Genomic DNA, 24274 nt, shown 5'->3' with positions numbered 1-24274 from the left:
CGGGACAACGACGGCTACTTCTGGCTGATGGGCCGCGTGGACGACGTGGTGAACGTGGCCGGCCACCGCCTGGGCACCGCCGAGGTGGAGAGCGCGCTCGTGGCCCACAAGTCCGTCGCGGAGGCCGCCGTGGTGGGCCGCCCGGACGAGCTCAAGGGCACCGCGCTGGTGGCCTTCGTCACCCTGAAGAAGGGGCTCGCGCCCTCGCCGGAGCTCAAGAAGGAGCTGAGCGCCCACGTGACGAAGGAGATCGGCGCCATCGCCCGGCCGGATGAAATCCGCTTCGCCGAAGGCCTGCCGAAGACGCGCTCGGGGAAGATCATGCGCCGGCTGCTGCGCGACGTGGCCGGTGGCAAGCAGACCACGGGCGACGTCACCACGCTCGAGGACCTCAACGTCCTCGCGGCGCTGCGCAGCAACGACGAGTAGCCCGCGGCTCAGCGCTCGAGGTGGGTGATGCCCGCCTCGAGCAGCGCGATAGAATCTACTTCATCCCGAGTAGTGGCACTTTCTCCCAGTGCTTTTCGATACGTTGTTTGTAGCTCTCCGGCATGGGGAGTTCGGCGCGTAGACTGCTCCAGGAATCGAGCGTGGATTCTACGGCTGCTCTCACGATTGGGAGTACTTCGTCCCCGCCAAGCCCCAACTTGCGCGCAAGCCGTTCGAATGCTTCAAACGACACATCGTCAAATCGTTTGGAGCGGGCGAGATTCAGCGCCAGGGTCTCATTGGGCATGTATTGGATAGTTGAGACGAGGTCGTATGCTGGCGAGAGTGTCGCGTGGATGCCGTCTGGGTACAGCAGGGACCAGTTCTTGTGGTGGGCATCCCCATTGCCAATGGCGATGATGAAGACAAGCCGGCGAATGAACTCATGGAACGCGTCTAGCCCGGCCACATTTAATAAAACGTTCGCAGTCGTCTCATAATTGTACTTCTTGTACTTCTCGTCCGAGTAAAGCCCAAGCACCTGCGCCATGTCTTCCATATGCACACGCCGGCCGGGTTCGGGGCGGTCGAAGCGGCGAATGGCAAAGGCCAAGCCCTCGCGTAGTACCACGCCTTCGGGAAGGCCTTCGAGGTCGGCGACCCTTTCCAGATGGAACTCCGGCACGTTAATGCCAGCTGCGTCTGCCCAGTTCATCATGGAGAACTCGTTCTCTGGCACGAATTCGTAGCGATTGTCGGGCAGTTTGACGATCCAGTCGCCGCCACGACCGCTCGTGGGCAGGGTCATGCCGCGATCCTTACGCAGCATGGAAAACTTGAGCTGCACACCGGCCAGGGAGAATCGGAGTTGTTCGTGCTGGGACATGGTTTCAGCCTCATGGCTCACTAGAGGCTCGGAGGCATTTCCCCTCAACACGCTGGCTGGGGTGACGATGATCGCACCGGGCAGATCCTCACCGAGCCGCGCGATGAGGAAGAATTCTCGCTGGGGATGTACGCCAACCTTCCCCGAGATGAGTTCGCGCAGGGGTCCTTCTGGGAGGAGGTTTGAGAAGAAAGGGAGCAGGCGCATCCGGCTCGAACGTCGTCGAGTCAGATCATCCTCGAAGAACTGTCCGAGAACGGGCCTTGGATAGCGCTGCCGGTAGTCCTCCGAGATGACAAACTCCGAGACTTCGTCCTCAAGCAGGCTCAAGGTTCCAACGTGGACATTGCCCAGCCGGACATCAAGGACGCCGAACTCTCTGCCCAGGTCTCGCACCTCACGCCTCCTCGTCGACGACGAGCAGGGACTGGAGTGACTTGCGATCTGATTCCAGCCAACGTGCTCGCGAGTCCAGGATCCTCTCTACATGATGCTCAAGGAAGCTCTGCCGAATGATTAAGAAGCCCAATCTGTCTCCGTGCTGGAGTGCCAAGAACGCTAGTTCGGGGATTCCATGGCTGCTTAGCACCTCAGGAGGAAGGGGTTGAGAGAGCGCGGTGAGCAGCGACTGCTCCTCCAATGTCGGGTGGATGAGTCGATTGGCGAGCCCCTGCATCCGCATCTTGAGCTTGACTGTATCCACTGCATCGGGGCGCGGGCGCGGGGCTGATGTGAAAATGGGGCGCAGGGCGGCAGCCCCTTCCGCCCCGATGAGCGTGGGAACATCTATGAGTTCGCCGGAGCGAAGATCTCGCGGATGTAGTGCGAGTAGGGCGTTGACCTGTAGCTTGGTTTCCGCAGTACGGAAATTGTAGTCACCCAGGTCAAATTTCTTGGTGGGTGCTTTGGGAAGTTCGGCGAGCAGTGCTTGCACGGACTCGTCTTCATTCCGCCCGATGATGGTTAAACTTTTACGGACCGTGGGAATACTCTCGCCCCTGTGGAAGGTGGTGATTGCACCCCTCCAGAGCCATCTTGCAAGCAACTCACGTGAGCGAGAGGACGGTTCAGGATTAAGGTGGAAGAAGCGCGCCAGGATGACAAGGGGGAGTTTGTACGGTAGGAGTTCGATGCGAGGAATGCCTGCATCTCGCTTGAGGAAGACGATGGCGTCGCGCAGCGCGCGTTCCGTTTGGCGGAGCGCACTTGTCAGGTCATGCCCCCGGTCAAGCTGCGATCGGAAGTCCCGAGTGATGTCGAGACCTTCGATAGCAAGCACGGCCTTGAGCAGCCATTCCTCATCAAGGGTGCCAAATTCCATCTTCTCCAAGCTTCGGGACAGCGCGCGAAGATCCGATGGCTGCTCCCGGCTCAGCCCTCCATGGAGCGAGTGGAAGACATCGGCTTCGGAGAGTGCCTTCCCCGTGGAGTTCAGTCGTTCGAAGATGATGCGGAGGGTTTCCTCCGCATCGGCTTCGACGATATACGCCGGTATCTGGTACTCCCTGATCATCTTGCCAAGTTTGATGGCTGTCTTGGTGTGCTCGGGGTGCTCAGCCCGGCCAGGATAGCGATCCAGCCAGCCGAGCAGCAGTTCGCTGTCCACCACCACGTTCATGGGGAGCCAATAAGAGGGTGTCCGCTCCCGACGGGTTGGTCGGACGAAGTCCTCTTTCTTCAAGTCGAAGTAGAGACTGAAGTCGTCGTGGTTACCTTCGCCATCCAGGGCTGGGTGAAGAAGCACTCCAGTGAGTGCGGTGAGGCGCTGTTGACCATCCACGACCCACAACGCTTGAGCGGTTTGAGGGGCGTCCAGTTGCACCGGACCGATTTCGATGTGAGCGGCGGGCGCCTCGCGTTGCCAGAAGAGCAGGGTTCCGATGGGATAGCCTCGGTAGATACTGTCCAGCAACTCACCGATATCCCTGGCCTTCCATTTGAGCGGTCGCTGGAACTCAGGAATGCGGATGCTCCCCTGTCGAACATGGTCCAGCAGATCTTCAACACTAAAGGCGGTCGCTCTGGGGCGCCGCGTGAGTGGCGAGGGAGAGGGCATGGCTATTTCTCATGGACGAGTCTGTGGCACGTTACCTGACAGGTTGGTCGAAGGAGGAATAGCCATTACCGCTCGAGGTGGGTGATGCCCGCCTCGAGCAGCGCGGCGACGCCTCGCCGGGCCACGTGCACCACCTTGTGGCGGTGGGGCGTGCCCGGCTGCGTGTAGTGGGTGCTCACCTTGTGGTGCAACTCCGTGGCGCCCCACACGAGCACCAGGTCTCCCCACTCCAAGTCACCCTGCGCCTTGCCCGCCGTGCGCCGCTCGGTGCCGTCCACCATGCGCAACTCAAGCTGCCCGCCGAGCTTCGCCTCCAGCTCCTCGCGCACGGATGGCGAGCCGCCCACCACCACCACCTTGCGCACCCGGTGGCGCAGGCATGCCTCCAGGAAGGCCACCTCCGCGCGCCGGTTGTTCGAGCCCCCGCAGTGCTCGCAGTGGCTGCGCGGCTCCACCGGCAAGGGCTCCCGCCCACTCGCCCTCGCCACCTGCTGGCACTCGGTCGCCGTGCACACCCGGTAGAAGCGCTCGGCCAGCACCTGCTCGGCCCGCGGCAGCTTGGGCTCGCTGATGCGCACCTTGCGAGCACTGGTGAGCCCCGTCTCTTCCAGCGCGTTGCGGGCCCGCGTCCGGGAGTCCGAACCGGTGATGCCCTTCTCCGCGAGCCAGGCGTCGATGTCCTTGTCCGCGCTCACGGTTGTTCGTTCCCCGTGAAGAGGTCTCCCTGCACGGGGCCGGCGGCCGGCACGGGCTCGGCGATTCCCAGGCACTCCCGCACCGGCCCGAAGCTGCGGCGGTGGATGGGCAGCACCCCCCGCTCCCGGATGGCCTGGACATGCGAGGCCGTCGGGTAGCCCTTGTGCTCGGCGAGGCCATAGCCCGGGTACCGCACGTCCAGCTCCCGCATCAGCCTGTCCCGCGCCGTCTTCGCCAGCACCGACGCCGCGGCGATGCTCAGCGAGAGCGCGTCTCCCTTGATGATGCCGCGCTGGGGCAGGGTGCACTCGGGAATCGTGAAGGCATCCAGCAGCACATACGTCGGTTGGATGCCCAGCGCCTGGAGCGCGCGGTGCATGGCCAGCAGGCTCGCCCGACGGATGTTGAGCCGATCAATCTCCTCCGAGTTGGCCTCTCCCACCGCCCATGCCACCGCCCCGCGCTTGATGGCCTCGGCCAGCTCCTCGCGGCGCTCCTCGTCGGCGATCTTCTTCGAGTCGTCCAGCCCCTCCAGCTTCCAGCCCTTGGGGAGGATGGCCGCCGCGGCGACCACCGGGCCGGCGAGCGGGCCCCTGCCGGCCTCGTCCACTCCGGCGATGTGGGTGTGGCCCTGCTCCCACAGCTCGCTTTCGAAGCGCAGCAGGTGGCGCAGGCGCTGGCCCTCGGCGCGGTTCTTCCCCTTCAGGGCGCGGATGCGGCGGGCGAGCGTCTTCGCGCCCTGACGGCTGTCCGCCTCCAGCGCCTCCAGGAGCCCCACGGGCACGGAACGCTCCTGGGTGACGTAGCGCTCGGTCAGCTCGGACAGGGACTGCTGGAGGAGGTCTTCCACGCTCGACATGGCGACCTCAACCTATAGCGACTCATGCCCCCCGCGACAAACGAGGAGTGAAGGGCCGGTCGCCAGAGAGGCCTACGGATTGAGCTGGAGCTGGACCGTGGAGGGCTCCGGGTTGCAGTTGCACCCGTCACACGTCCAGGTCACCTGGGCAGGCGGGCTCACCTTGGAGCCTGACGTGGCCATCACGCGCACGGTGCCTTCGCCCAGCTCCTCGTTCACCGCGGTGGTGACGCCCCGGTCGTTGGTGGTGCCGGTGATTGACACCTCCGAGGCCACGTGGGTGGCGGTGACGGTGGCATCCTTCACCGGCCTGCCTTGTGCGTCCACCACCTCCACCCGCAGCGTGATGAGGTCTCCAACACAGGGGTCTCCCTGGCGGTTCACCCGCAAGCCCCCATCACAGGAGGCGAGCGGCACGAGGCCGAGGAGCAGCAGTGCATGGCGAGCCCGGAGCATGCGGAGGGATTGCGCACGCCCCCTCGTTTCGGCAACGCCGGGTGTCAGGTGGTGGGCGGAAGGCGGCCCTGGGCGAAGCGCGAGGCGTCCGTATCCGGGTACCTGTCGACGATGTACTGGTAGACGCCCTGGGCACGCGCCGGGTCCCGCAGGTGCTCGTCCAGCACGCGGCCCAGGAGGACGAGGGCGCGCGGGGCGAGGGGATCCTCCGGGGCCACGTCGGCGGCGGCCTCCAGCGCTTGCACGGCCAGGGCGTAGTCTCCCTGCGTGGCCGACGCCTGCCCGACGAAGAGGTGCAGCGCCGGGGCGATGGCGTTGGGGGGCACTCCCTCCAGCATCTGGTAGAGCGCGAGCGCCAGGGGGATGTCGCGCTTCTCCACCGCCCTGGCGAGCGCCTGCACCTGCTCCGTGGGCGCGGGGGCCTCCGGAGTGGCGGCGCCCAGGGCCTTCGGGGCGGGGGCCAGGGTACCGTCCACGCGCAGTGTGGTGCCAGGCGTGGCGTGCAGCAGCACGGGCGTCCAGTAGTCGCTCGGAGCGCCGTACCCGAGCACGTCGCCGCGCGTATAGAGGAGCAGCCCGAGCACGCGCGCCATGATGAAGGGCACGAAGACCTCGAGGATCTCGGCGAGCCAGCGCGTGCCGATGCCGTAGTCCAGCGCGAGGATTTCGGAGGCGAGGAAGCGGACCACGAGGAACACGAGCCCCAGTGTGAACAGGGCGCCCAGCATCACCCCATAGTCCCGCCCGAGGCGCCGGATGACGCGCACGCCCTTCACCGGGTTCATCATGTCCAGCACGCTCGCGCCGGTCGCCGCCAGCACGAGGGGCATGGGCAGGTAGGCCAGGCCGGTGAGCCCCAGCAGCCAGGCGACGGGGTCGTTCACCCACCGCTCCACCGGGACGGCGTGCAACGCGCCGGTGGCGTAGAACATGGGGTCGTCCAGCAGACTCGCGGTGTACTGGCCCACGTCCCAGTCACCCACGAACACGAAGTAGAGCGGGAGCGGGAGCCACACCACGCTCGTGGCCAGCAAGCCTCTCAGGGCCGGAGCGACCCAGTCGGCCACGAGGTCGGAGTAGTCCGGGGTGGTCACGTCGTTCTCGCCGCGCGCACTGGAGCGCACGATGGCGAAGAAGCAGCCCCAGAAGAGGCCGGCGCACAGCACGGCGGGGATCCACCGTGCCAGGGCGAAGGAGATCCGCGTCATGTAGCCGAGGACGGTCAGCAGCGTCCCGAGGGCCAGCCCCAGCGCCACGCCGTTCTGGGTGAAGGGATAGCGCCAGACGTCGCCGAGCCGGGTGGCGAGCGGAGCCTGCTCGGAGCGGTGGATGACGACGGGGTCGGCCTGTCCACCGCACTCGCGGCAGGCGAGCAGGTCCACCGTATGCATCCGCCGCGCCTCCACGCAGTCCGGGCAGAGCGCGGCGCCACAGTCCGCACAGTTCCATCCGGCGGAGGCGGAGGGGTGGCGTTTACAACGGGCGAGAGGCTTCTGGGGCATGGCGGATTCCTGGCGGGGAATCCTACCCCGACTCTTCCCAGGGTGTGCCCAGCCACGCGTGCCAGGCCGCCTTCTGCGCGTCGGTGGGCCTGTCCACGCGGGCGAGCCACACCGCGTCCGCGGGCTTCTGGCCGAGCGTCACCGGTACCTCCACCAGCCTGTCCCGGCGGAACACCGTGAGGTGCACCGTGTCGCCAGGAGCCTTGTCCTCGCAGCGGGACAGCAACCCCGCGCCATCCACCCGCCAGCCATCGAGCGCCACGAGCTCGTCCTCCACATACAGCCCCGCCTCCTGCGCGGGCGAGCCGTCCAGCACCACGGCGACGGTGGCGCTCCCCTTGGTGGTGATGCCCAGCCAGCCCTTGGGCCTGGACTCGCCCTTGGACCGTACCGGGATGCCGCCCTTGTCGCTGGAGGACTCGCGCGGGCGGAAGTGCACCTCCAGGCCCACGTGCGAGAAGACGGAGTAGTCCAGCTCCTCCGTGGTGCGCACCGCCCGGTCGAAGAAGGCGTTCAGGTCCTTCCCGGCCACCTCCGAGGCCGCCGCCTCCACGCCGTCCTCGGGCACGCCGGACTCGTCGCCATGGCGGTGCCACAAGAGGCGCATCACGTCGTCGAGGCTCTTCGCGTCGCTCGTGGCGCGGCGGATCTCCAGGTCCAGCAGCGCCGCCACCACCTCGCCCTTGAGGTAGTAGGAGATGGCGCTGTTGGGTGAGTGCTCGTCCGGGCGGTAGTGCTTCACCCAGCTCACCAGCGAGGCCTCGGCGAGCGTCTGCGTCTTGCGGCCCGGGGTGGCGTGCAGGTGGGAGAGCGTCTCGCCCAGACGCGTGAGGTAGCGGCTCGCGCCCATCAGCCCCGCGCGCAGCACGAAGAGGTTGTCGTAGTAGGACGTGGCCCCCTCGAAGGCCCACAGCAGCGAGGTGTAGTTCTCCTGTCCGTAGTCGAAGGGCACCAGCGCCCGGGGCTTCACCCGCTTGATGTTCCACAGGTGGAAGTACTCGTGGGCGGCCAGGGTGAGCAGGTCCTCCCAGCCGCGCGAGTTCTGAAGCCCCGCGCGCGGGAAGAGGAGGGCGGTGGACGCCTTGTGCTCCAGCCCTCCGCGGCCCTTGTCCGTGAGGTAGAGGAGGAAGAGGTAGCGCCGCATGGGCAGGCCGCCGAACATCCCCGCCTGCGCCTCGCAGATGCGCCGGAGGTCGTAGCACAGCCGCACCGCGTCCGGCACCGTGTCCCCCCACACCACCACCTCGTGCGGCACGCCCGCGGCGGTGAAGGACAGGGGCGTGTGCGGGCCCACCTCGAAGGGGCTGTCCACCAGCTCGTCGTAGTCGTTCGCGATGAAGGCCTCGCCTCGCTGCTCCAGCGCGACGAAGGTCTTCCACCCCTCGGGGGCCTGGACGGTGACGTGGTGCTCCAGGCCGCGCGTGGCCTCGGTGTAGAGGAAGAGGGTGGCGCCGTTGAAGTAGCCGTGGCTGCCATCCAGGTGGCTGGTGCGCACGGTGAGCTCGTTGGCGTAGACGCGGTAGCGCAGCGTCACCGCGCGGCCCTGGGCCCGGACGCGCCAGGTGCGCTTGTCCACGCGTTGCACGGGCAGGGGCTCGCCTGCCGGGGCCGAGGCGCTCATGTCCTGCACCTGGCGGGAGAACTCGCGCACGAGGTAGCTGCCCGGCGTCCACACCGGCAGGAGGGCGTCGAGCGTGTCCGGGCCTGCGGGGAAGGTGGCTTCCACCTCGAAGAGGTGCGAGTGGGGTCGCGGCATCGAGACCCGATAGTGGACCGCTTCCGGCATTCCGCGCCCTCCAGTGGGCAGGGGGTCATCCCCCGGGGCGGGTGGGGCCGCCCCGGAGGCGAGAGGCTACTTCGACTTCGCGCGCACGAGGATGGCTCCGAAGAAGCCATCCGTGTTGTGCAGGTGCGGGGCGAGCCGCAGGAAGGGCCCTCCCTGGCTCACCTTCGCGCCCAGCTCCGCTCCGAGCTCCTCCGTCACCGGCCGCACCGAGAAGTCCGGGTGCTTGGCGAGGAAGTCCTCCACCACCGCCTCGTTCTCCTCGCGCAGCACGCTGCACGTGCCGTAGATGAGCCGGCCGCCCGGCTTCACCATCTGGGCGAAGCGCGCCAGCAGTCGCTTCTGCCGCGCCACGTGGTCGTCAATCATCTCGGGCGTGAGGCGGTAGCGCGCGTCCGGCTTGCGGCGGAAGGTTCCGGTACCACTGCACGGGGCGTCCACCAGCACCCGGTCCGCCTTGCCCTTGAGGGGAGCGATGGCCTCGTCCGCCTCGGAGCCCTCGGGGGGGATGAGCTGGGTGCGCACGTTGTGGACGCCGTCCCGGCGCGCCCGCTTGCGCAGCTCGTCGATGCGGCGCTCGTCGATGTCCAGGGCGTGCAGGTCCCCCCGGTTCTTCATCTGCACGGCGAGCTGGAGCGTCTTGCCACCCGCGCCCGCGCACGCGTCCACCACCTTCGTGGGCGGCGCGTCCACCAACATGCCGAGCAGCTGGCTGCCCTCGTCTTGAATCTCGAACCAGCCCTCGCGGAAGGCCTCCATCGAAAAGGCATTGGTGCGCGTGTCGAGGATGAGGCCCAGGGGCGACAGCGGGGTGGGGGTGGCGGAGACGCCCTCCTGCTCCAGCCGCGCGCGCAGCTGCTCGCGGTCCCCCTTGAAGCCGTTGATGCGCACGGTGAGGGGGGCGCGCTCGTTCATCGCCTCGAGGGCGCGCTCGGCGTCCGCGCCGAACACCTCGCGGAGGCGCGGGGCGAGGAAGTCCGGAATGGAGGCGGCGAGGGGGAAGCGCTTCTCCCTGGGGAGGGCCTCCAGCGCCCGGGCGGCCTCGGGAAGCGCGGCCAGCGCGGCGGCTCCCGGGCCCGCCAGCGCGGAGGATTGCGCCACGTCGTCCACGGCCTCGCCATGGAGGATGCGCGAGGCGGCCAGCCGGAGCACGTCCTGGCGCGTCTTGTCCAGGCGGGCGAAGTCCCGGTAGGTGTGCTCGAGGAGGAAGTCCACCGTGCGCTGGCGACGGAGCAGGGCGTACACCCGCTCGGCCACGGCCCGGCGCTCGTTGGAGTAGAGGTTCTTCTTGTTGCGGAGGGTGAAGTCCAGGGCCCGGTCGGCGAGGCGGCCCTCGTGGCGGACGAAGCCATAGGCCTCGAGGCACGCCTGGAGGACGAGATCCTCTCGGATGGGGCGGACGGAGCGATGGGCCTCCGAGGAGGAGGCGGATGGCTCACGGCGGGACTTGGGCGCCCGTGCGGGCGGGCGTGCGTTCTTCTTCATGGCTGGCGCATCTCATTCCGGGCGTTCAATGACAAGAGTGGAAGCGCCCTGGGCCATGTCCAGGGCGCCTCCGGCTCCTCCGCCGCTCTCCTGGCTAGCGCTGGCGCCGACGGCGGCGCAGGGCCCCGAGGAGCAGCAGGGCCCCCGTGGGGAGGAGCGCCGCCATTGGGCCAGCCGAGCAGCCAGCCGCCTCCGGGCCCAGTCCGGCCGGCGAATTCGGGTCGGTCGGCAGCCCGGGGCCACTGGAGACGGAGCCCGGAGCGGGGTTGCCGGTGGAGGGCTGGGGGGCGCCGGGCTGCGCGCCGCTCGGGGGCGCCGAGGGGGAGGGGGCGCCGGCCTGGAGCGGGGGCAGGTCCTTGGTGAGGCTGAAGCTGTCCATCACCTTGCCGGAAGGCGTCAGGGCCTGGGCGGTGAGGGTGCCGTCCTCCACCGTCACGTCGAGGTAGCCGTGGTCCACGTCGTTGCGCACCGCGGTCCACGAGGGCCTGCCGTTGACGAACGGACGCAGGGACGCGCCACCGCTGCCCACCACGAGGTAGGGGATGCCTCGGCTGCCCGAGGCGGCCATGGCGTCGCCCTTCATCGGGTACGAGCGCTCGTAGTGGTGGTCATGCCCGGTGAGAACCAGGTCCACCCCGTACTTCTCGAAGAGGGGCGCGAACTCGCGGCGCATCTTCAGCTGCGAGCCGTGGTCGCCGCTGCTCCAGGGCGGGTGGTGGAAGAAGACGATCTTCCAGGCGGCGGTGCTGGCGGCCAGGTCCTCCTCCACCCACTTCTTCTGCGCGGCCATGGTGCAGCGATCCGCCGAGGCCAGGCCGATGGCGCAGTTGGAGTCCAGGGCGACGAAGTGCACGTGGCCCCAGTCAAAGGAGTAGTAGCGCTCGCCGCCGCTGGGGCTGGTGGGCAGGTAGAGGTTGTCGAAGTAGGGCTGGGCCTGGTTGGTGACGTACTCGTGGTTGCCCGGAGTGGCGAAGAAGGGCACCTGGGCGAGCAGCGGCGCCATGGGCACGAAGAGGTTGTTCTGGAGCTCCTCCTCGGTGCCCGAGGAGTAGGCGTTGTCACCGAGCGCCAGGAAGAGTTCCGGCTTGCGACCGAGCATGGCGTTGGCCACGTCCTTCTGGTCGTTGTTGTTCATGCCGAAGTCGCCCACGGTGGTGAAGTGGACGCGGCGGGTGCCGGGCACGGGGGCGGTGGTGAAGCGCTGGGGCGTGGTGCGCGCGCCGCAGGCGTCCACGAGGTAGGTGTACTCGGTGCCGGGCTGAAGGCCGTCGAGGCGGATGGCATGGATGCGACCGGAATCCGCCGATGGGGCGAGCTGGTCGGTGGAGCCTTGGGTGCCGTAGCTCACCGTGGGGACGCACGAGGAGTCCAGGCGGAAGGCCACGGTGGCGGTCTCCGGTCCCACCTTTTGCAGGTAGGGCTGGCGGGTCAGTCCCGCCGCGCTGGCCGAGCCAGCGGTGAAGGTGAGCGCCGCGGTCAACGCGCCGAGCGCCAGGCAGTACAGTCGGTGCATGGATCCCTCCGGTCCGAACCATTCGGACCGGGGTGCAACCGTTCACCGACGGACATCCATCCGATTCCGCCCCGGTTGCCTGCCTGCCTGGCGACGAGGAGAGGAGCCCTCGTCAGGCGGCCACGGGCTCAATCGAGGAAGCGACGTTCCCAGCGGAGCACCTCATGGTCTGCGGGGAGACGCGAGCGGAGCTTCTCCTGGTAGAGCCAGGGCTCCAGCACATGTGCCAGTTCCCGGTAGGCAGGGAGGAGCTTGCCCTGCTCGGTGTCACCGGCCTCGGGCCACGGGCCCAGGGTGAGGACGGCCCGCTCTCCCTCCAACTCCTGCACGGTGGTGCCGGGGTCTCCCAGGCGCGAGCGCAGCCCGGCCACGCCCCCCACTTCTCCGAGCACCGGCTGGCCCAGGAAGGTCAGCCAATTGATCGTCCGTACCCGCGTGCCGAGTTCCAACGAGAGCAGGTTGGGGCTGGGAATCTCCATGCCCGGGTAGCGAAAACACAACTTGAGGACTTCTCCCCAGGTGCCCACGATGTCGGTCTCGCAGTTGAAGGCGAGACCCGCATGGCCGGAGCAGAAGGGCAGGGGGGCTCCCAACTCCAGCGCCAGCTCGCGCACCCGCCCCGGACCATGCTCTTCCAGGTATTCGGTAGGCAGCCAAAAGCTCACCGCGCACACCATGTCCGCGGCATTCTCCCAGGGCAGTGGCTCGTCGATAGGTCTGCCGTAGTAAACGAACCGATACTCGCTCTCTTCGCCACCGTACATCTGGATGATGGCACTGTGGTCATCGAGCAGCTCACGCCGGTTTCGCTCCCAGCCTGCTTCATCGAGTCGCAGCGCTCCCCCTGCTTCGTAGGAGTATTGGCGGAATTCATGGGGCTGTACCGCGCGTCGGTAGAGTTCCAGCGAGCGCAGCACCGCTTGTGCAACCTCCGCATGAGAATGACGCATGTAGAAGGTGAGGCTCACGCCCTCACGTATCATCAGGGCACCGCTCTCCACGCGGATGCGGACTCTTGGGTAATCCTCAGTCATCGAATGACTCCCCACCGGGGTACAATGCGTGCGGCGTTCTGCCCCAAGATGTTGTTCGGCCCCAGGAGTTGGTTGTACAGCTCTTCTTGAGTCCTACCTTGATAGGGATGTCCCTTGGGATACCTTTCCCAGCGCGTGATTCCGTCGAATTTGTGAGGGATGACGCAGGGAAACTTGAAGTCGTAGATGGCTTGAACATCGAGCGGGTTTCCCGAGTGGATGATCACATCAGGCTTGAGTGTACCCCTCAACTCGCCCTGATTGCCGGAGGCCTCCAGCGCCCTCTCCTCCTCGGTGCTGACCTGCTTCCACCGTCCCGTCCGGCTGTCATAGCGGTAGCGTGACTCCAGGCTGAATCCGCCCGGGCGCAGCTTGTCCAACTTCTCTTGTGCGCACCGGGCGGCCACCTCGTGCATCTCGGTCCCCAGCCGCATGGCCCATGTCACGTTCCGGCCTCGGGCATCTACCGTCCACTCGTTGCACTCGTCGGCATTGGGGATGGAGTTCTCGAACGTCGTTGGGTATGGACGCCCTCGTCAGGTTGTCCAGCACGCGCAGCGCCGCACCGGCGGACGCCACGACGGTGCCCACCTGCGCGAGTTGCTCGAGTGTCGCTTCCTTCCCGGACAGGGTGGCGCACTGGGCGGGGTTCTGCCGGCAGGCCGCCGACACGGAGTTGTCGTAGCCGTAGCGACCGCCGCGAGCTGGCCCGAGGGTGGTGCACGCGGCCTGGGCCACGAGTGCTACCAGGGCCAGTACGACCACCTGACGTGGACCCACGAACCGGGTGGACATCTGCCGCGCTTCCCCTGCGAGCGTCATCCCCGGCAGTACACGGGAGGGGCAGCGGTCTCGTCAAACCACCGGAACGCGGAACGGGCGGAGGCGCCAGAGGGGAGGCGACCCGGCGTAGTCGCACGGGGCCGCGCTCCTCTCCGTCGTCCTCCGCCCGCTGAAGCGGCTCCGTCTCCTCAGGGCTTCTTCACGTCATGGGAGACGAGCTCCTCCAGACGCTCGCCGTCCTCCTTCACCTTGCCGATGCCGGGCACCAGCCAGTACGTACGCGGCTGCGCGTCGTCCTTGTCCCCGCGCGCGCGCTTCAGGCGGATGGCGTTGGGGAAGGTGCCGGCCGGGGTGGTGACGGTCTCGTTCACCGCCTCCACCGTCCACACGTACGTCTTGTCCTTGTCCTCCGTGGTGCCGTCCCCCAGGCGCGTCAGCTCACGGATGTCGGACGAATAGCTCCACCCCTGCGCCCGCTCCTGGGAGAGGGCCTTCACCGTCGCGGGGGACCACGTCGTCACCTCCGCCAACGTGCCCGCCTTGCGGTCCTCCTCGCGCAGGCGCACCACCACCCCGTTCATGTCGAGCTGCCAGGACAGCTCCTCCAGGTGCGGCTGCGTGCTGCGCACCGCGATGGCCTTCATGCTCGTCTCGGGCACCGTCTGCTCCCCCAACACCTCCACCTTCTTCTCGAAGGTGCCGCGAGTCGGGTCCGTGATGCGGTACGTCCACGTGGTGCCCCGCGTGAGCGGCCAGAGGCTCCTGAACTCGGCCGGCTTGGTACCTCCGCCCCCGCCCGCGTTCTCCGGGAGGTTCGGCAGGTCCACCGTGCCATCCGGGTTCGTCGTCGTGGCCGGCTGCTGCGTGTCGTCCTTCCCCGGCAGGCTGCCGCCCTCACCACACCCCACCCAGCACACCGCCGCCAGCGCGGCCCACCTCCAGCGCTTCATCCCAGCTCCTCCCGGCCCGCCTTGTTGGAGGGCATCTCCGACCACCTCAGTCCCCGGAGGGGACCGCCCGCGGACCGGCCCAGCGCGGACGCGAGCATGCCCGGCTCCTTCTCCTCCACCTCGAGCTCCACCCGCCGGCCGTCGAAGTCCAGCGCGCAGCTGCGCACCAGCACGTTGCGCTCGCCGAGCTTCTGTCTCAGCCACTCCTCCGCGCCGGCCAGGTCATCCGCCTGCGCCGTCACCAGCATCCGCTGCTTCGGGGCGACGGGCTCCTTCTTGTCCAGGAAGTCCATCACCAGCAGCAGCACGGCGACGAAGCCAGTGCCCACCCCGGCCAACCCCAGGCTGCCGTGTCCGCACGCCATGCCCAGGCCGATCATCAGGAAGAGGATGGCCGCGTCGCGCGGATCCTTCAGCCCCGAGCGGAAGCGCACGAAGCTGCCCAGGCCCACCAGCCCGAAGGCCTTGGCCGTGCTGTCGCCGATGACGGCGGTGATGACGGCCGCCGCGGTGCACAGCAGCACCTGGGCCTGCATCATCTCGCCCTTGGGCAGCGGCTTGCGCGTCAGCAGGCGCCAGGGCCGCAGCGCGAGCGACGTGGCGATGGTCACCGCCGCCAGCAGGCGGGGCACCATCACGGCCGCGCCGAGCGGCGAGAGGTCCGACGTCAGCTCCTGGAAGAGGCCCGAGAAGGTGGATTCCATGGTTCCCCCTCTCAGAGCGCCGGCAGCGAGGGCTCGTCACCGGCCCACCGCTGCACCGTGCGCTCCGCGGAGTGCGTGGTGGCATGGGCGGCGGCGACGATGCGGTAGGCGTTGCGCAGCACCGGCAGGCGGGCCGAGGTGAGCTCCAGGGCGCGCAGCACCAGGGCCTCGGTGCGCTCCGTCAGGGGCAGCCCCTCGAGCGAGGACACCACCGTGGCGGGCCAGCGCGCCACGAAGGCCTCGCGCAGGCGCCAGGCACGCGGGTCGTCCAGACCGTCCATCGAGTCGAGCGCCTCCTTCGTCAGCGGTGCGCCGCGCTCACGCAGGGCGAAGGCCTCGTCGGTGGTGAGTCCGGCCAGCGAGCGCAGCACCAGCTTCAGCGCCTTGTCCTCCAGCGCCACGCGCAGCTCCCGAGCGAAGGGCGTGTCCAGGCCGTGGATACTGCGCAGCACCGCCAGCCGGTCATGGGAGACGAGGCTCTCGCGCAGGGTGTCCGCCCGGGGCGAGTCCAGGCCGCAGAGGCTGCGGGCCACTTCCGCGTACAGCCCGCGCCGCACGCCCAGCTCGCGCGCCTCCCAGGCGGGCGCGTCATCCACTCCGGCCAGCCCGCAGAGCACCTCCGACAGGCGCCCCTCGTGCAGGGCGTGCTCGCGCAGGGCCCAGGCCTCGGGCGAGCCGTTGTGCTTGAGGCCGCCGAGCACCTCCGTGGGCGCGTGGGCATAGAGGCGCTCGCGCAGGGACATGGCCTGGGGCGTCGGGTTGGAGCCGAGGCTCGTCGCCACTTCCTGGGGCACCACCTGCCACAGCAGCTCGCGCAGGGCGCAGGCCGGCTCGTCGTCCAGCCCGGTGAGGCTGCGCACCGTGAGGCCCGGGAAGCGCTCCACGAAGCTCAGCCGCCGCTGGTGCGCGGCGAAGCCGGGGATGCCGCCCAGCAGCCACACCGCGAGTTGGGGCTCGCGCGTCTCCAGCCCGTCCAGCGCGCGGAAGAAGGTCTCCTCCACGTCGTCCACCTTCGCCGGCACCTGCACCGGTGTGGGGCCGGGTGGGTTGATGCGCTGCGCCGGCAGCTCCCGCCCCTCCAGCCGCGCCACCACCGCCTCGACGATGCGCTGCTCCAGCACGTGCAGCGGCTGGTCGTTGTTCTCGATGACGAGCCAGCGCGAGGGATCCTTGCGCGCCAGGGCGAGGAAGGCCTCGCGCGTGCGCACCGCCAGGCCCGCGCCAGCCAGCCCCTTGCGGCTGTCGGAGTCCGTGGCCTTCTCCCCCTTGAGCTTCCCCAGGCGCTTGCGCAGCCGGGCGAGGTCCGGCTCCACGTCCACCAGGATGACGAGGTCCGGCCAGAGCCCCTGCGAGGCCAGCTCGCACGCCGGCTCGAGCGCCGCCCCCTCCAGCCCGCGCCCCCCGCCGCTGAGCGCCAGCTGCGAGTAGAGGTAGCGGTCGCTGATGCACACCTCGCCGCGAGCCAGCGCGGGGGCGATGACCTCCTCCAACTGCTGCGCGTCGCGGGCGAGGTTGAGGAAGAACTCGGTGCGCGGCGACATCTCCAACAGCTTGGAGTCGCGGGTGAGCTCGCGGATGCGCCGGGCGATGGGCGAGCGCAGCTCACCGCCCTCGCGCGCGTGCGCCACCTTGTAGCCGAGCCGCCTCAAGCGCCCGGCCAGGAGGTTGGAGAGGGTCGTCTTGCCACTGCCGTCGATGCCTTCGAAGTCGATGAACACGGTTGCTCAGCCCCCCAGAATCCCGTCCGCGACGAAGTCGTGGACCCTCGCCATCCCCTCGGCGAACTTGCTGTACGCCGGCCTGCTTCCGCACTGGAGCGCCCCGAGCCACTCGGGCAGCTCCTCCCCCAGGTGCTTCACTTCCACCACCACCCGCCCATCACTCGCCAGCGGCTCGCCCAGCCGCTCCGCGCTCAGCGTCGTCGGACCCAGCGCGAGCTCCGACGTCACCCTGTGGAAGCCGATGTCCCGGTCCACCGTCACGCGCCAGGACTGCGAGCACTGGTACACGTGCCGCGTATACGTCACCGCCAGCGTCGGGATGAGGCTGCCCCCGGCGATGAGCGGCAGCAGGCGCGTGCCGCCCTGAATCACCTGCCCGAGCTGCGCGCGCGGCACCCACACCCGGCGCTTCTGGGTGACGCCGTTGCGCTCGCGCTTCACCTCCAGCACCACCCGCTGCTCGCCGCTGGCGCCCAGGTCCGGCGAGTACTCCTTCGTCCGCACCTTGAGGCAGTCATTCGGGGTGCTCAGCGAGCGCCGCGTCAGCGGGTGGCCCGGCTTGTCGAAGTAGACGGAGGTGATGCGCGTGGGAGCCGAGAGGTAGCCACCGAGTGCCACGGACAGCCGCGCGCACAGCGCGAGCGCCTCGTCCGCACCCAGCACCAGCTTGAATTCCCGGCGCAGCTTGGTGACTTCTCCTTCCGCGAACTGGAGCATGGTCGATCTCCGTTCCTAGAAGCGGGTGGCGAGCTGGAGGGAGTATTCGAGGCCCGGCGCCTCATCCCCGGCACGCAGCGCGTGCTCGGCCTGGAACATGGCCTTGAAGTGCTCGGAGTAGAGGACGTTGAGGCCGCCGACGAAGGCATAGCCGCGCGCCTTGAGCGGGCCGCGCAGCTGGAGCATCTCCCCGCCCACCACCGGCTGCACCGCCCAGCCCTCGGAGCCCACCGGCAGCGTGTAGCTGGCCAGTCCGAGCTGCGCGGAGAAGGGCCCGGTGGGCAGCTTCCCCTGGACGTACTCACCCGAGAGCGCCAGCCCGCCCAGGTTCAGCGTCGCGTCCGTGGCCAGCGCGACGTTGCGGGTGCCCGCGAAGACTTCCGTCAGGTAGCCGCTCGCCCCCAGCGTGAGGGCCTTGAAGGGACGCACGCTCACGCGGAGCGCGGCGTCCTCGCTGGCGCGCTTGTCGAGCTCCTCGTCCTTGGCGCCCTGGAAGACGCCGCCGGACACCTTCAGCTTCCAGGCCTCCTTCAGGCTCACCTCGCCCATGAGGCCCAGCCGCCGCCCGCCCACCTGGTGCGTGTCCTCCAGGTAGTCCGCCACCAGCCCGCGCCGCATCACCGGCAGCGCCCAGGAGGACTCGAGCTCTCGCGCCAGGAAGGGCGCCTTGAACTGGCCGCCGTAGAGGCGCAGTCGCTTCTTCCCGTCGGCGATGCGCACGAAGGCGTCCTTGAGGATCTTCTTGGAGGACAGATCCGCGCTCACCTCCGCTTCCAGGTGGGACAGCGACGCGGCCACGCCCACGCGCGCCGACGGGATGGACAGCGCGCGCGCGTACTCCTCACGCTCGTCCGCGCTCACCCGGGCGAAGACGCGCCCGAAGGCACGCACCTGGGGCCCCGCCTTCTTCTCGTCCGCTTCGTCGGCGGCCAGGCCCTCGCCGCCCTCCGACAGCGGCTCCTCCACGCCGCCCTGGGGCTTCGGCGCGTCCACCGTCGCCTCCGCCTCCGCCCACACCGGCATGCCCAAAAGGAGGACCGTGGCGAGGAGCCCCCGCCTTCCCTTCTCGACCCATCGCCCCTCGCCCATGAACTCCTCCTCACCGCGGTCCGCGCGGAGAGGGTGCAACCAGGATGCCCGGGTGTAGGACGTCCGGCAGCGGACAGCTCCCTCGTCCCGGCACTCGAAAGGCACCGACACAGGGCCGTCACATGACCGTCACAGGGAAGTAAACTTCCACTTCGGGGTGACGGGAGGGCTGTCGAAGTTACTGGGGTTCAGGGGGCTTGTTTTCAGGGGCGGCCGCGTCGGCGGGCGTCGGATCAGCCCCCGGGGTCGCCAGCTCGGCTGGAGGGGAGGCGACCGTACTGGCCGGGGAGACCTCGGGCGCGGGGGCAGGGGAGGGCTCCGCTGGCCGCGCTTCCTTCAGCAGATGGCGCACGGTGTAGCCGATCAACCCCAGGGCGCACAGGCCGAGCAGCCCCCACCCCACCATCCGGGGCACTCGCGAGTCCTCCACCCGGAAGGCGGCGTGGAGCGCCTTGTAGTGGGTGGTACGGAAGCTCACATCGAGCCGATGCAGGCCGGTGGTCTCGGGGATGAAGGTGGCCTGCCAGTGGCGCTCGCCCCGGGGGACGGTGAGGGTCTTCCCGTGGATGTTGCCCTCTTCACGCAGGGTGAGGGTGATGGGGCCCTCGAAGGCGGCACCCTGGAAGCTGCCGAGCTGGATGGTGACCTGGAGGGGCTCGCCCTCGCGGGGCACGGCGGGGTGGATGCTGCCCTGGAGGCGCTCCTCGGTGTCGGACCAGGCGAGCTCCAGCAGGTCCTCACGCGGCTCGATGGCGATCCGATCCGGGGCGTCCTGGGGCGCGCCAAGGCCCTGGGCCTCGGCGGAGGAGGCCAGCAGCAAGCAGGCTACCAGAGGGAGCCAGCGGTTTCGCCTCCTGTGTCTTTGCCTCGTCCCGGCGGGTCGCCTAGGATGCATCGCCCTGACTTCTTCCACTTCGCGCTTGCTCCCCCCGGCGAGCAACCCGGGATGAACCCTCAATCTTTCGGGAAATATCAGCTCATCAAGAAGCTCGCCACCGGCGGCATGGCCGAGGTGTGGCTGGCGCGCCAGACGGGCATCGAGGGTTTCGCCAAGAACGTGGTGGTGAAGCGGATCCTCCCGCACCTGTCCGAGGACGCGGAGTTCGTGGACATGTTCGGCAATGAGGCGCGCATCGCGGCGCGCTTCAGCCACTCGAACATCGCCCAGGTGTACGAGTTCGGCGAGGCCAACGGCACCTACTACATCGCCATGGAGTTCATCCACGGCGAGGACCTCGGCCGGGTGATGCGCAAGGCGTACAACGCCGGGGGATGGATCGCCCGGCCGTTGGCCATCCGCATCGTGGCCGCAGCGTGCGAGGGCCTCTACTACGCCCACACGCGCACGGATGACTCGGGCCGGCCGCTGAAGGTGGTGCACCGCGACATCTCGCCGCAGAACATCCTCGTCAGCTTCGATGGCTCGGTGAAGCTGGTGGACTTCGGCATCGCCAAGGCGGCGGATCAGGCGTCGATGACGAAGTCGGGCGCCATCAAGGGCAAGTTCGCCTACATGGCGCCGGAGCAGGCCGCGGGCAAGCCGTTGGATCACCGCGCCGACATCTTCGCCATCGGCCTGGTGCTCTACGAGCTCATCACCACCCAGCGGCCGCTCAAGCGGGAGTCGGAGCTGGGCACGCTCCAGGCCGCGCTCGAATGCAACATCCCCGCGCCCTCCGAGGTGGCCGAGGTGCCCGCGGAGCTGGACGCGGTGGTGATGCGGGCGCTGGCCAAGGCCGCGGATGACCGCTACCAGAACGCGCGCCAGTTCCAGAGCGCCCTGGAGGAGTTCCTCGTCAACCAGCGGTTGATGGCCACCTCGGTGCAGATCTCCGAGCTGATGGAGACGCTCTTCGCGGATCGGCTGGAGGAGGAGCGCAACAGCGGCAACCCGGAGCCCCGGAGCGATGAGTCGCTGTTGGGCATGCCCGCGGTGCCGGTGGCACCGTCCGAGCCGTCGCCGCCGCAGAAGCCGCGGACGCCCGTGCGCGCGCCCCTCAATCGCACGGAGTCGGGCACCATTCCGATGGGCGACCTGTCGGAGGAGCCGGAGTGGGAGGCGCCCCCGGCCGCCGAGGCGCCCAACCGGCGCCGCACGAGCAACGAGGCCCCCCGCCGCGCCCCGGCGGGCAGCACGGCCGTGGCGCGCGTTCCCAGCCCCAGCCGCGTGGACGTGCGCGGCACGGGCACCGAGCCCCCCGCGGGCCGGCGTACGGGCGTCGAGGCTCCCGCCGTGCGGCGCGAGCCCCCCTCCTCGGTGCGGCGCTCCAGTACACGCGCGGGGAGTCCGGAGGCCGACGCCGAGGTTCCCGCGCCCAGGCCCTCGCGCACGGCGGCCCCGGCCCTCAACCCGCGCGCCCGGCCGATCGAGGACGACGAGGATCCGGAGCGCACGATGCTTCCGCCCCCGGAGCCCGAGCTTCCGCGGCGGCGCACGGGGATGGCGCCGTCGTCTCCCCCACCCGAAACTCCGCGCCGCCGCACCAGCAGCCGCGTGGAGCCGTCCGAGGCGGCGCCCGTCCCCGTCCGTCGGCGCACGTCCTTCGTCGAGAAGGTGGAGGAGGACTCCGGGCTCGTTTCCGTCCCGACGTCCGGCAACGCCCAGCCCGACCCGGGGGAGCGGGGTCGCGGAGCGAAAAAGCTGCTGTCGGCGGTCATGGTGCTGGCGCTGGTGGGCGTGGCGGTCGTCTTCCACAAGCCGCTCTGGAAGGTGATCAACAGCACGGCCAACGACGGGCAGGGCCTGTTCCTCAACCTGGAGTCCAACGAGCCGGTGCAGGTGTCGGTGAGGCACACCGCGCGGTGCCCCGGTGGCGAGGGCGTGAATCCACTCGGGCCGGCGCCCTTGAGGAACGTGGGGGGCGCGCACCTCCTGGACACCCTCATCCTGGAGAACAAGCAGCGGGGCATCTACAAGGAGATCGCCATCCCCAACGGCGAGCCCAATGAGCTCAAGACGCTGCCGCCCGTGGAGTTCAAGAAGGGCTCGCTGCGGCTCAAGCTGCATCCGCGCGTCTCGGGCATTGAAATCCACCGGGAGGGCCAGCGGCTGGGCGTGTACCAGCCCGGGCTGAACCTGGAGCTGGTGGAGGGCACGCACCACCTGGTGCTCCAGGGCCCGACGCTCAAGGAGCCGGTGCCCGTGGACGTCGAGGTGAAGGCCCGCGGCATCACCGACAAGTCCGTGGACCTGTCGCGGTTCCTTCCGTAGCGCGCGTCAGTAGCGAGGCAGGCGCGGGTCCACCGCCCGGGAGTAGAGGTCGATGCCCCCGCGCAGGGACACGGCCTCCAGGCCGCGCGAGCGCAGGAACGCGGCCCCATCCAGGCTGCGCACGCCGTGGTGGCAGTAGACGACGACGGGCTTGCCCCGGAAGGCCTCCAGCTCCTCGGCGCGCTCGTCCAGCTCCGGCAGGGGGATGAGCACCGAGTCCGGGAGGGCCACGTAGGCGTGCTCGTGAGGGAAGCGCACATCGAGCAGCACGGGCCGCGAGTCGGGCGGGCCGGAGAGCTGGGTGGCCAGGGTGGAGGGGTCTATCTCCGGGATGGGCATGGGGGACTCCGTCAGGGGGTTCACCATATAACCCAAGGTGATGCTCGCCCCCCTGAACGGGAGCCAGAGGTGACTCCGCCAGACTGAAAGCCCGCTGGGCTGGATGGCAATTCTGGCGCCGGGCGTTATAAGGCGCTTCGTAAGGAGACGGACCTACATGGATACGACCACCACCCCCGCCCCCAACACCGCCGCGCCCCAGGCGACTTCCTCCAGCCCGGTGCGGCTCACCGAGGCCGCCGTGGCCCAGGTGAAGAAGGTCACCCAGGACCAGGGCTTCGAGGGCTACTACTTCTCGATTCGCGTGGTGCCGGCCGGCTGCAGCGGGCTGGGCTACGACCTGAACATGGTGCGCGAGGCGAAGCCGGGCGACGTCATCTGGGAGCAGGAGGGCGTGAAGATCGCGACCGATGCGCTCAGCAGCAAGTACCTGACGGGGACGGAGATCGACTTCGTGTCGAGCGTGACGGGGGCGGGCTTCAAGTTCAACAACCCGAACGCGAAGTCGTCCTGCGGCTGCGGCACGTCGTTCTCGACCTGAACCGAGCCCAACCCGTGACGGTGAATCCAGGGTGAGGGAAGGCGCTCCACCGAGCGCCCCTCACCCTGTTTCATTTCCCCACGACGTCGGGCGCGAGGACGCGCTGCCAGGCGAGGCTCGTCTGCTTGCGCGAGAGCCGCTCCTTGCGCCGCTGCTCGGCCTCGCGGAAGGCCTCGCGCTCCTGCTCCGTCTCCAGCTTCAGCGGGGGCACCGGAATCCGCTTCCCGTCCGCGGTGAGCGCCACGAAGGTGAGCAGGGCGCTGGTGGCGATGTGCCGCTCGCCGGTGAGCGGGTTCTCCGCCGTCGCCGTCACGCCCACCTCCATCGAGGTGCGGAAGGTGGCGATGACGCGCGAGTGCAGCGTCACCGTCCAGCCCACCTTGATGGGGGCGTGGAAGTGCAGATCGTCCATGGACGCGGTGACGACGACCTGGCGGCAGTGGCGCTGGGCGGCCACGGCGCCGCAGATGTCGATCCACTCCATCACCTTGCCGCCGAACGCGGTGTTCACCGCGTTGGCGTCCGAGGGGAGGATCATCTGCGTCATCACCACTTCGGACTCGCGAGGGCTCTTGGGGGGCAGCTCTGACATGGGAGGCCTCAGGACAGGAAGGTGGAGACGCGGTCGAGGAACTCCTCGCGACCGCGACCGGAGCGGATGTCCTGGTTGGACACGTCGAGCACCAGGCAGTCCACGCCGTACTTGGTCTGCAGCACCATGGGGAAGGTGGCGTAGTAGCCGTTGAGGCCGCGCAGGAAGCCCTTTTCGATCCCCTTCTCCTCCTCGCGGCCGCGCTGGCGGATGCGGCCCAGGAGCACGTCCACCGAGGGCACGTCGAAGAAGATGACCCGATCCGGGTGGACGATCTGCCGCGTGAGGCGCTGGAAGTACTCGAAGTACAGATCCAGCTCCGCGTTCGTCATGTGCCCCAGGCCGTGCAGGTACTTGGCGAAGATCTCCGGGTCCTCGTAGAGGGTGCGGTCCTGCACGCAGCTCTTCTTCACCGAGTGGATGAGCTCGTGGTGCTCGACGCGGCGGATGAGGAACTCGAGCTGGAGGGTGAAGGACCAGCGCCCCATGTTGGCGTAGTAGTCCTTGAGGAAGCGGTTATCGATGACGGGCTCGTCGAAGAGCTCGAAGCCGAAGGTCTGGCTGATCAGCTTGGCGGCCGTCGTCTTCCCGGCGCCGATGTTGCCAGCCAGGGCCACGAAGCGCTTGGCCTTGGGCAGGCGTGCGCGCAGGGTGTTGCGAGCCTTGGGCTCGGAGGAGGTGGCCATGGCGGGCGCTGGGGCGGGAGCGGGCTCCACCGCCGGTGAGGCGGGAGCCACCGCGGGGGTGGCAGTGGGCGTGGGGCGCTTGCGCGTGACGTTGCGAGGCATGGGCTCCAGGGCTTACGGCGCGGGGTGAGAGGCATCGAGGATCTGGCGCAGCAGATCCGGACGGTCCGTCATGATACCTCCGACGCCTTCGATCACGAGGCGGCGCATCTCTTCCGGATCATCCACGGTCCAGACATTCA

At 68.8% G+C, this 24274-nt stretch carries 24 protein-coding genes; 3 read left to right on the top strand and 21 right to left on the bottom strand.

Going from position 1 to position 24274, the window contains the following annotated elements; all coding sequences use genetic code 11:
* On the top strand, nt 1-429 hold a 429-nt coding region (locus VF794_RS21340), incomplete at its 5' end, for an AMP-binding enzyme (RefSeq protein WP_414640933.1).
* A gap of 55 nt (nt 430-484) precedes the next feature.
* Here the strand turns inward: VF794_RS21340 and VF794_RS21335 are convergent.
* From VF794_RS21335 to VF794_RS21255, 17 genes are all read right to left on the bottom strand, one after another.
* Nucleotides 485-1711: a type II toxin-antitoxin system HipA family toxin gene (locus VF794_RS21335; RefSeq protein ID WP_331113244.1), complete on the bottom strand. Its 1227-nt coding sequence runs from the start codon at nt 1709-1711 to the stop codon at nt 485-487.
* Between the two features lies 1 nt (nt 1712).
* Nucleotides 1713-3371 (bottom strand): DUF262 domain-containing protein, encoded by a 1659-nt coding sequence (locus tag VF794_RS21330; protein ID WP_331113242.1) that lies wholly within the window; start codon nt 3369-3371, stop codon nt 1713-1715.
* Nucleotides 3372-3436: 65 nt separating this feature from the next.
* Nucleotides 3437-4066 carry a hypothetical protein gene (locus tag VF794_RS21325; RefSeq protein ID WP_331113241.1) on the bottom strand — a complete coding sequence of 210 codons (630 nt, stop codon included), beginning with the start codon at nt 4064-4066 and terminating at the stop codon, nt 3437-3439.
* Nucleotides 4063-4926, bottom strand: a complete 864-nt coding sequence (locus VF794_RS21320; RefSeq protein ID WP_331113240.1) for a ribonuclease HII — start codon at nt 4924-4926, stop codon at nt 4063-4065. Before VF794_RS21320 ends, VF794_RS21325 begins: the two co-directional genes overlap by 4 nt.
* A gap of 72 nt (nt 4927-4998) precedes the next feature.
* A complete protein-coding gene (locus VF794_RS21315) occupies nt 4999-5382 on the bottom strand; it encodes a carboxypeptidase-like regulatory domain-containing protein (RefSeq protein WP_331113238.1) in 384 nt (127 codons plus the stop codon).
* Nucleotides 5383-5426: 44 nt separating this feature from the next.
* The gene (locus VF794_RS21310) at nt 5427-6884 is read right to left on the bottom strand and encodes a B-box zinc finger protein (protein ID WP_331113236.1); all 1458 of its coding nucleotides are present in this window, start codon (nt 6882-6884) and stop codon (nt 5427-5429) included.
* A 22-nt stretch (nt 6885-6906) separates the two neighbouring features.
* Nucleotides 6907-8670 carry a M61 family metallopeptidase gene (locus tag VF794_RS21305; RefSeq protein ID WP_331113234.1) on the bottom strand — a complete coding sequence of 588 codons (1764 nt, stop codon included), beginning with the start codon at nt 8668-8670 and terminating at the stop codon, nt 6907-6909.
* Between the two features lie 66 nt (nt 8671-8736).
* Entirely contained in the window at nt 8737-10152 is a 1416-nt protein-coding gene (locus VF794_RS21300; protein WP_331113232.1) for an RsmB/NOP family class I SAM-dependent RNA methyltransferase, read from the bottom strand.
* A gap of 94 nt (nt 10153-10246) precedes the next feature.
* Nucleotides 10247-11665, bottom strand: a complete 1419-nt coding sequence (locus VF794_RS21295) for a metallophosphoesterase (protein WP_331113230.1) — start codon at nt 11663-11665, stop codon at nt 10247-10249.
* Between the two features lie 128 nt (nt 11666-11793).
* On the bottom strand, nt 11794-12699 hold the full coding sequence (locus tag VF794_RS21290) for a DUF3396 domain-containing protein (RefSeq protein WP_331113228.1): 906 nt from the start codon (nt 12697-12699) through the stop codon (nt 11794-11796).
* Nucleotides 12696-13133 (bottom strand): hypothetical protein, encoded by a 438-nt coding sequence (locus tag VF794_RS21285; protein ID WP_331113226.1) that lies wholly within the window; start codon nt 13131-13133, stop codon nt 12696-12698. Before VF794_RS21285 ends, VF794_RS21290 begins: the two co-directional genes overlap by 4 nt.
* A gap of 537 nt (nt 13134-13670) precedes the next feature.
* Nucleotides 13671-14432 (bottom strand): hypothetical protein, encoded by a 762-nt coding sequence (locus tag VF794_RS21280; protein ID WP_331113224.1) that lies wholly within the window; start codon nt 14430-14432, stop codon nt 13671-13673.
* Nucleotides 14429-15136: a DUF4956 domain-containing protein gene (locus tag VF794_RS21275; protein WP_331113222.1), complete on the bottom strand. Its 708-nt coding sequence runs from the start codon at nt 15134-15136 to the stop codon at nt 14429-14431. The genes VF794_RS21280 and VF794_RS21275 overlap by 4 nt, the downstream gene beginning before the upstream one ends.
* A gap of 11 nt (nt 15137-15147) precedes the next feature.
* Nucleotides 15148-16854, bottom strand: a complete 1707-nt coding sequence (gene tmk / locus VF794_RS21270; protein WP_331113221.1) for a dTMP kinase — start codon at nt 16852-16854, stop codon at nt 15148-15150.
* A gap of 6 nt (nt 16855-16860) precedes the next feature.
* Nucleotides 16861-17574: a VTC domain-containing protein gene (locus VF794_RS21265; RefSeq protein WP_331113220.1), complete on the bottom strand. Its 714-nt coding sequence runs from the start codon at nt 17572-17574 to the stop codon at nt 16861-16863.
* Between the two features lie 15 nt (nt 17575-17589).
* Nucleotides 17590-18663, bottom strand: coding sequence for a hypothetical protein (locus VF794_RS21260; RefSeq protein ID WP_331113218.1), 1074 nt, complete (start codon nt 18661-18663; stop codon nt 17590-17592).
* A 178-nt stretch (nt 18664-18841) separates the two neighbouring features.
* Entirely contained in the window at nt 18842-19483 is a 642-nt protein-coding gene (locus VF794_RS21255; protein WP_331113216.1) for a hypothetical protein, read from the bottom strand.
* 126 nt (nt 19484-19609) lie between these two features.
* Between VF794_RS21255 and VF794_RS21250 the strand changes: the two genes are divergently transcribed.
* Nucleotides 19610-21874, top strand: a complete 2265-nt coding sequence (locus VF794_RS21250) for a serine/threonine protein kinase (RefSeq protein WP_331113215.1) — start codon at nt 19610-19612, stop codon at nt 21872-21874.
* A 6-nt stretch (nt 21875-21880) separates the two neighbouring features.
* On the opposite strand, the gene VF794_RS21245 is transcribed toward VF794_RS21250, so the two are convergent.
* Entirely contained in the window at nt 21881-22213 is a 333-nt protein-coding gene (locus tag VF794_RS21245) for a rhodanese-like domain-containing protein (RefSeq protein WP_331113213.1), read from the bottom strand.
* A gap of 157 nt (nt 22214-22370) precedes the next feature.
* On the opposite strand from VF794_RS21245, the gene VF794_RS21240 reads away from it, so the two are divergent.
* Entirely contained in the window at nt 22371-22754 is a 384-nt protein-coding gene (locus tag VF794_RS21240; RefSeq protein WP_331113211.1) for an iron-sulfur cluster assembly accessory protein, read from the top strand.
* 70 nt (nt 22755-22824) lie between these two features.
* Here the strand turns inward: VF794_RS21240 and VF794_RS21235 are convergent, their stop codons facing one another.
* The 3 genes from VF794_RS21235 to VF794_RS21225 form a co-directional block, all read right to left on the bottom strand.
* Nucleotides 22825-23346, bottom strand: coding sequence for an acyl-CoA thioesterase (locus VF794_RS21235; RefSeq protein WP_331113209.1), 522 nt, complete (start codon nt 23344-23346; stop codon nt 22825-22827).
* An 8-nt stretch (nt 23347-23354) separates the two neighbouring features.
* The gene (locus VF794_RS21230) at nt 23355-24134 is read right to left on the bottom strand and encodes a deoxynucleoside kinase (protein ID WP_331113207.1); all 780 of its coding nucleotides are present in this window, start codon (nt 24132-24134) and stop codon (nt 23355-23357) included.
* 12 nt (nt 24135-24146) lie between these two features.
* The coding region (locus VF794_RS21225; protein WP_331113246.1) for a glycerophosphodiester phosphodiesterase family protein at nt 24147-24274 on the bottom strand (128 nt) is incomplete at its 5' end.

The sequence above is a fragment of the Archangium sp. genome (assembly GCF_036389735.1).
Taxonomy (GTDB): Bacteria; Myxococcota; Myxococcia; order Myxococcales; family Myxococcaceae; genus Archangium.
The sequence above is the reverse complement of the archived record's forward strand: the minus strand, read 5'-3'. Positions and strand labels throughout refer to the sequence as shown.

What these genes read in the sequence shown, in the direction of transcription:
- VF794_RS21330 (WP_331113242.1), bottom strand. Translation starts at nt 3,371, where the DNA reads ATGCCCTCTCCCTCGCCACTCACGCGGCGCCCCAGAGCGACCGCCTTT.
- VF794_RS21320 (WP_331113240.1), bottom strand. Translation starts at nt 4,926, where the DNA reads ATGTCGAGCGTGGAAGACCTCCTCCAGCAGTCCCTGTCCGAGCTGACC.
- VF794_RS21315 (WP_331113238.1), bottom strand. Translation starts at nt 5,382, where the DNA reads ATGCTCCGGGCTCGCCATGCACTGCTGCTCCTCGGCCTCGTGCCGCTC.
- VF794_RS21310 (WP_331113236.1), bottom strand. Translation starts at nt 6,884, where the DNA reads ATGCCCCAGAAGCCTCTCGCCCGTTGTAAACGCCACCCCTCCGCCTCC.
- VF794_RS21305 (WP_331113234.1), bottom strand. Translation starts at nt 8,670, where the DNA reads ATGCCGGAAGCGGTCCACTATCGGGTCTCGATGCCGCGACCCCACTCG.
- VF794_RS21300 (WP_331113232.1), bottom strand. Translation starts at nt 10,152, where the DNA reads ATGAAGAAGAACGCACGCCCGCCCGCACGGGCGCCCAAGTCCCGCCGT.
- VF794_RS21295 (WP_331113230.1), bottom strand. Translation starts at nt 11,665, where the DNA reads ATGCACCGACTGTACTGCCTGGCGCTCGGCGCGTTGACCGCGGCGCTC.
- VF794_RS21290 (WP_331113228.1), bottom strand. Translation starts at nt 12,699, where the DNA reads ATGACTGAGGATTACCCAAGAGTCCGCATCCGCGTGGAGAGCGGTGCC.
- VF794_RS21285 (WP_331113226.1), bottom strand. Translation starts at nt 13,133, where the DNA reads ATGCGGCTGGGGACCGAGATGCACGAGGTGGCCGCCCGGTGCGCACAA.
- VF794_RS21280 (WP_331113224.1), bottom strand. Translation starts at nt 14,432, where the DNA reads ATGAAGCGCTGGAGGTGGGCCGCGCTGGCGGCGGTGTGCTGGGTGGGG.
- VF794_RS21275 (WP_331113222.1), bottom strand. Translation starts at nt 15,136, where the DNA reads ATGGAATCCACCTTCTCGGGCCTCTTCCAGGAGCTGACGTCGGACCTC.
- VF794_RS21265 (WP_331113220.1), bottom strand. Translation starts at nt 17,574, where the DNA reads ATGCTCCAGTTCGCGGAAGGAGAAGTCACCAAGCTGCGCCGGGAATTC.
- VF794_RS21260 (WP_331113218.1), bottom strand. Translation starts at nt 18,663, where the DNA reads ATGGGCGAGGGGCGATGGGTCGAGAAGGGAAGGCGGGGGCTCCTCGCC.
- VF794_RS21250 (WP_331113215.1), top strand. Translation starts at nt 19,610, where the DNA reads ATGAACCCTCAATCTTTCGGGAAATATCAGCTCATCAAGAAGCTCGCC.
- VF794_RS21245 (WP_331113213.1), bottom strand. Translation starts at nt 22,213, where the DNA reads ATGCCCATCCCGGAGATAGACCCCTCCACCCTGGCCACCCAGCTCTCC.
- VF794_RS21240 (WP_331113211.1), top strand. Translation starts at nt 22,371, where the DNA reads ATGGATACGACCACCACCCCCGCCCCCAACACCGCCGCGCCCCAGGCG.
- VF794_RS21235 (WP_331113209.1), bottom strand. Translation starts at nt 23,346, where the DNA reads ATGTCAGAGCTGCCCCCCAAGAGCCCTCGCGAGTCCGAAGTGGTGATG.
- VF794_RS21230 (WP_331113207.1), bottom strand. Translation starts at nt 24,134, where the DNA reads ATGCCTCGCAACGTCACGCGCAAGCGCCCCACGCCCACTGCCACCCCC.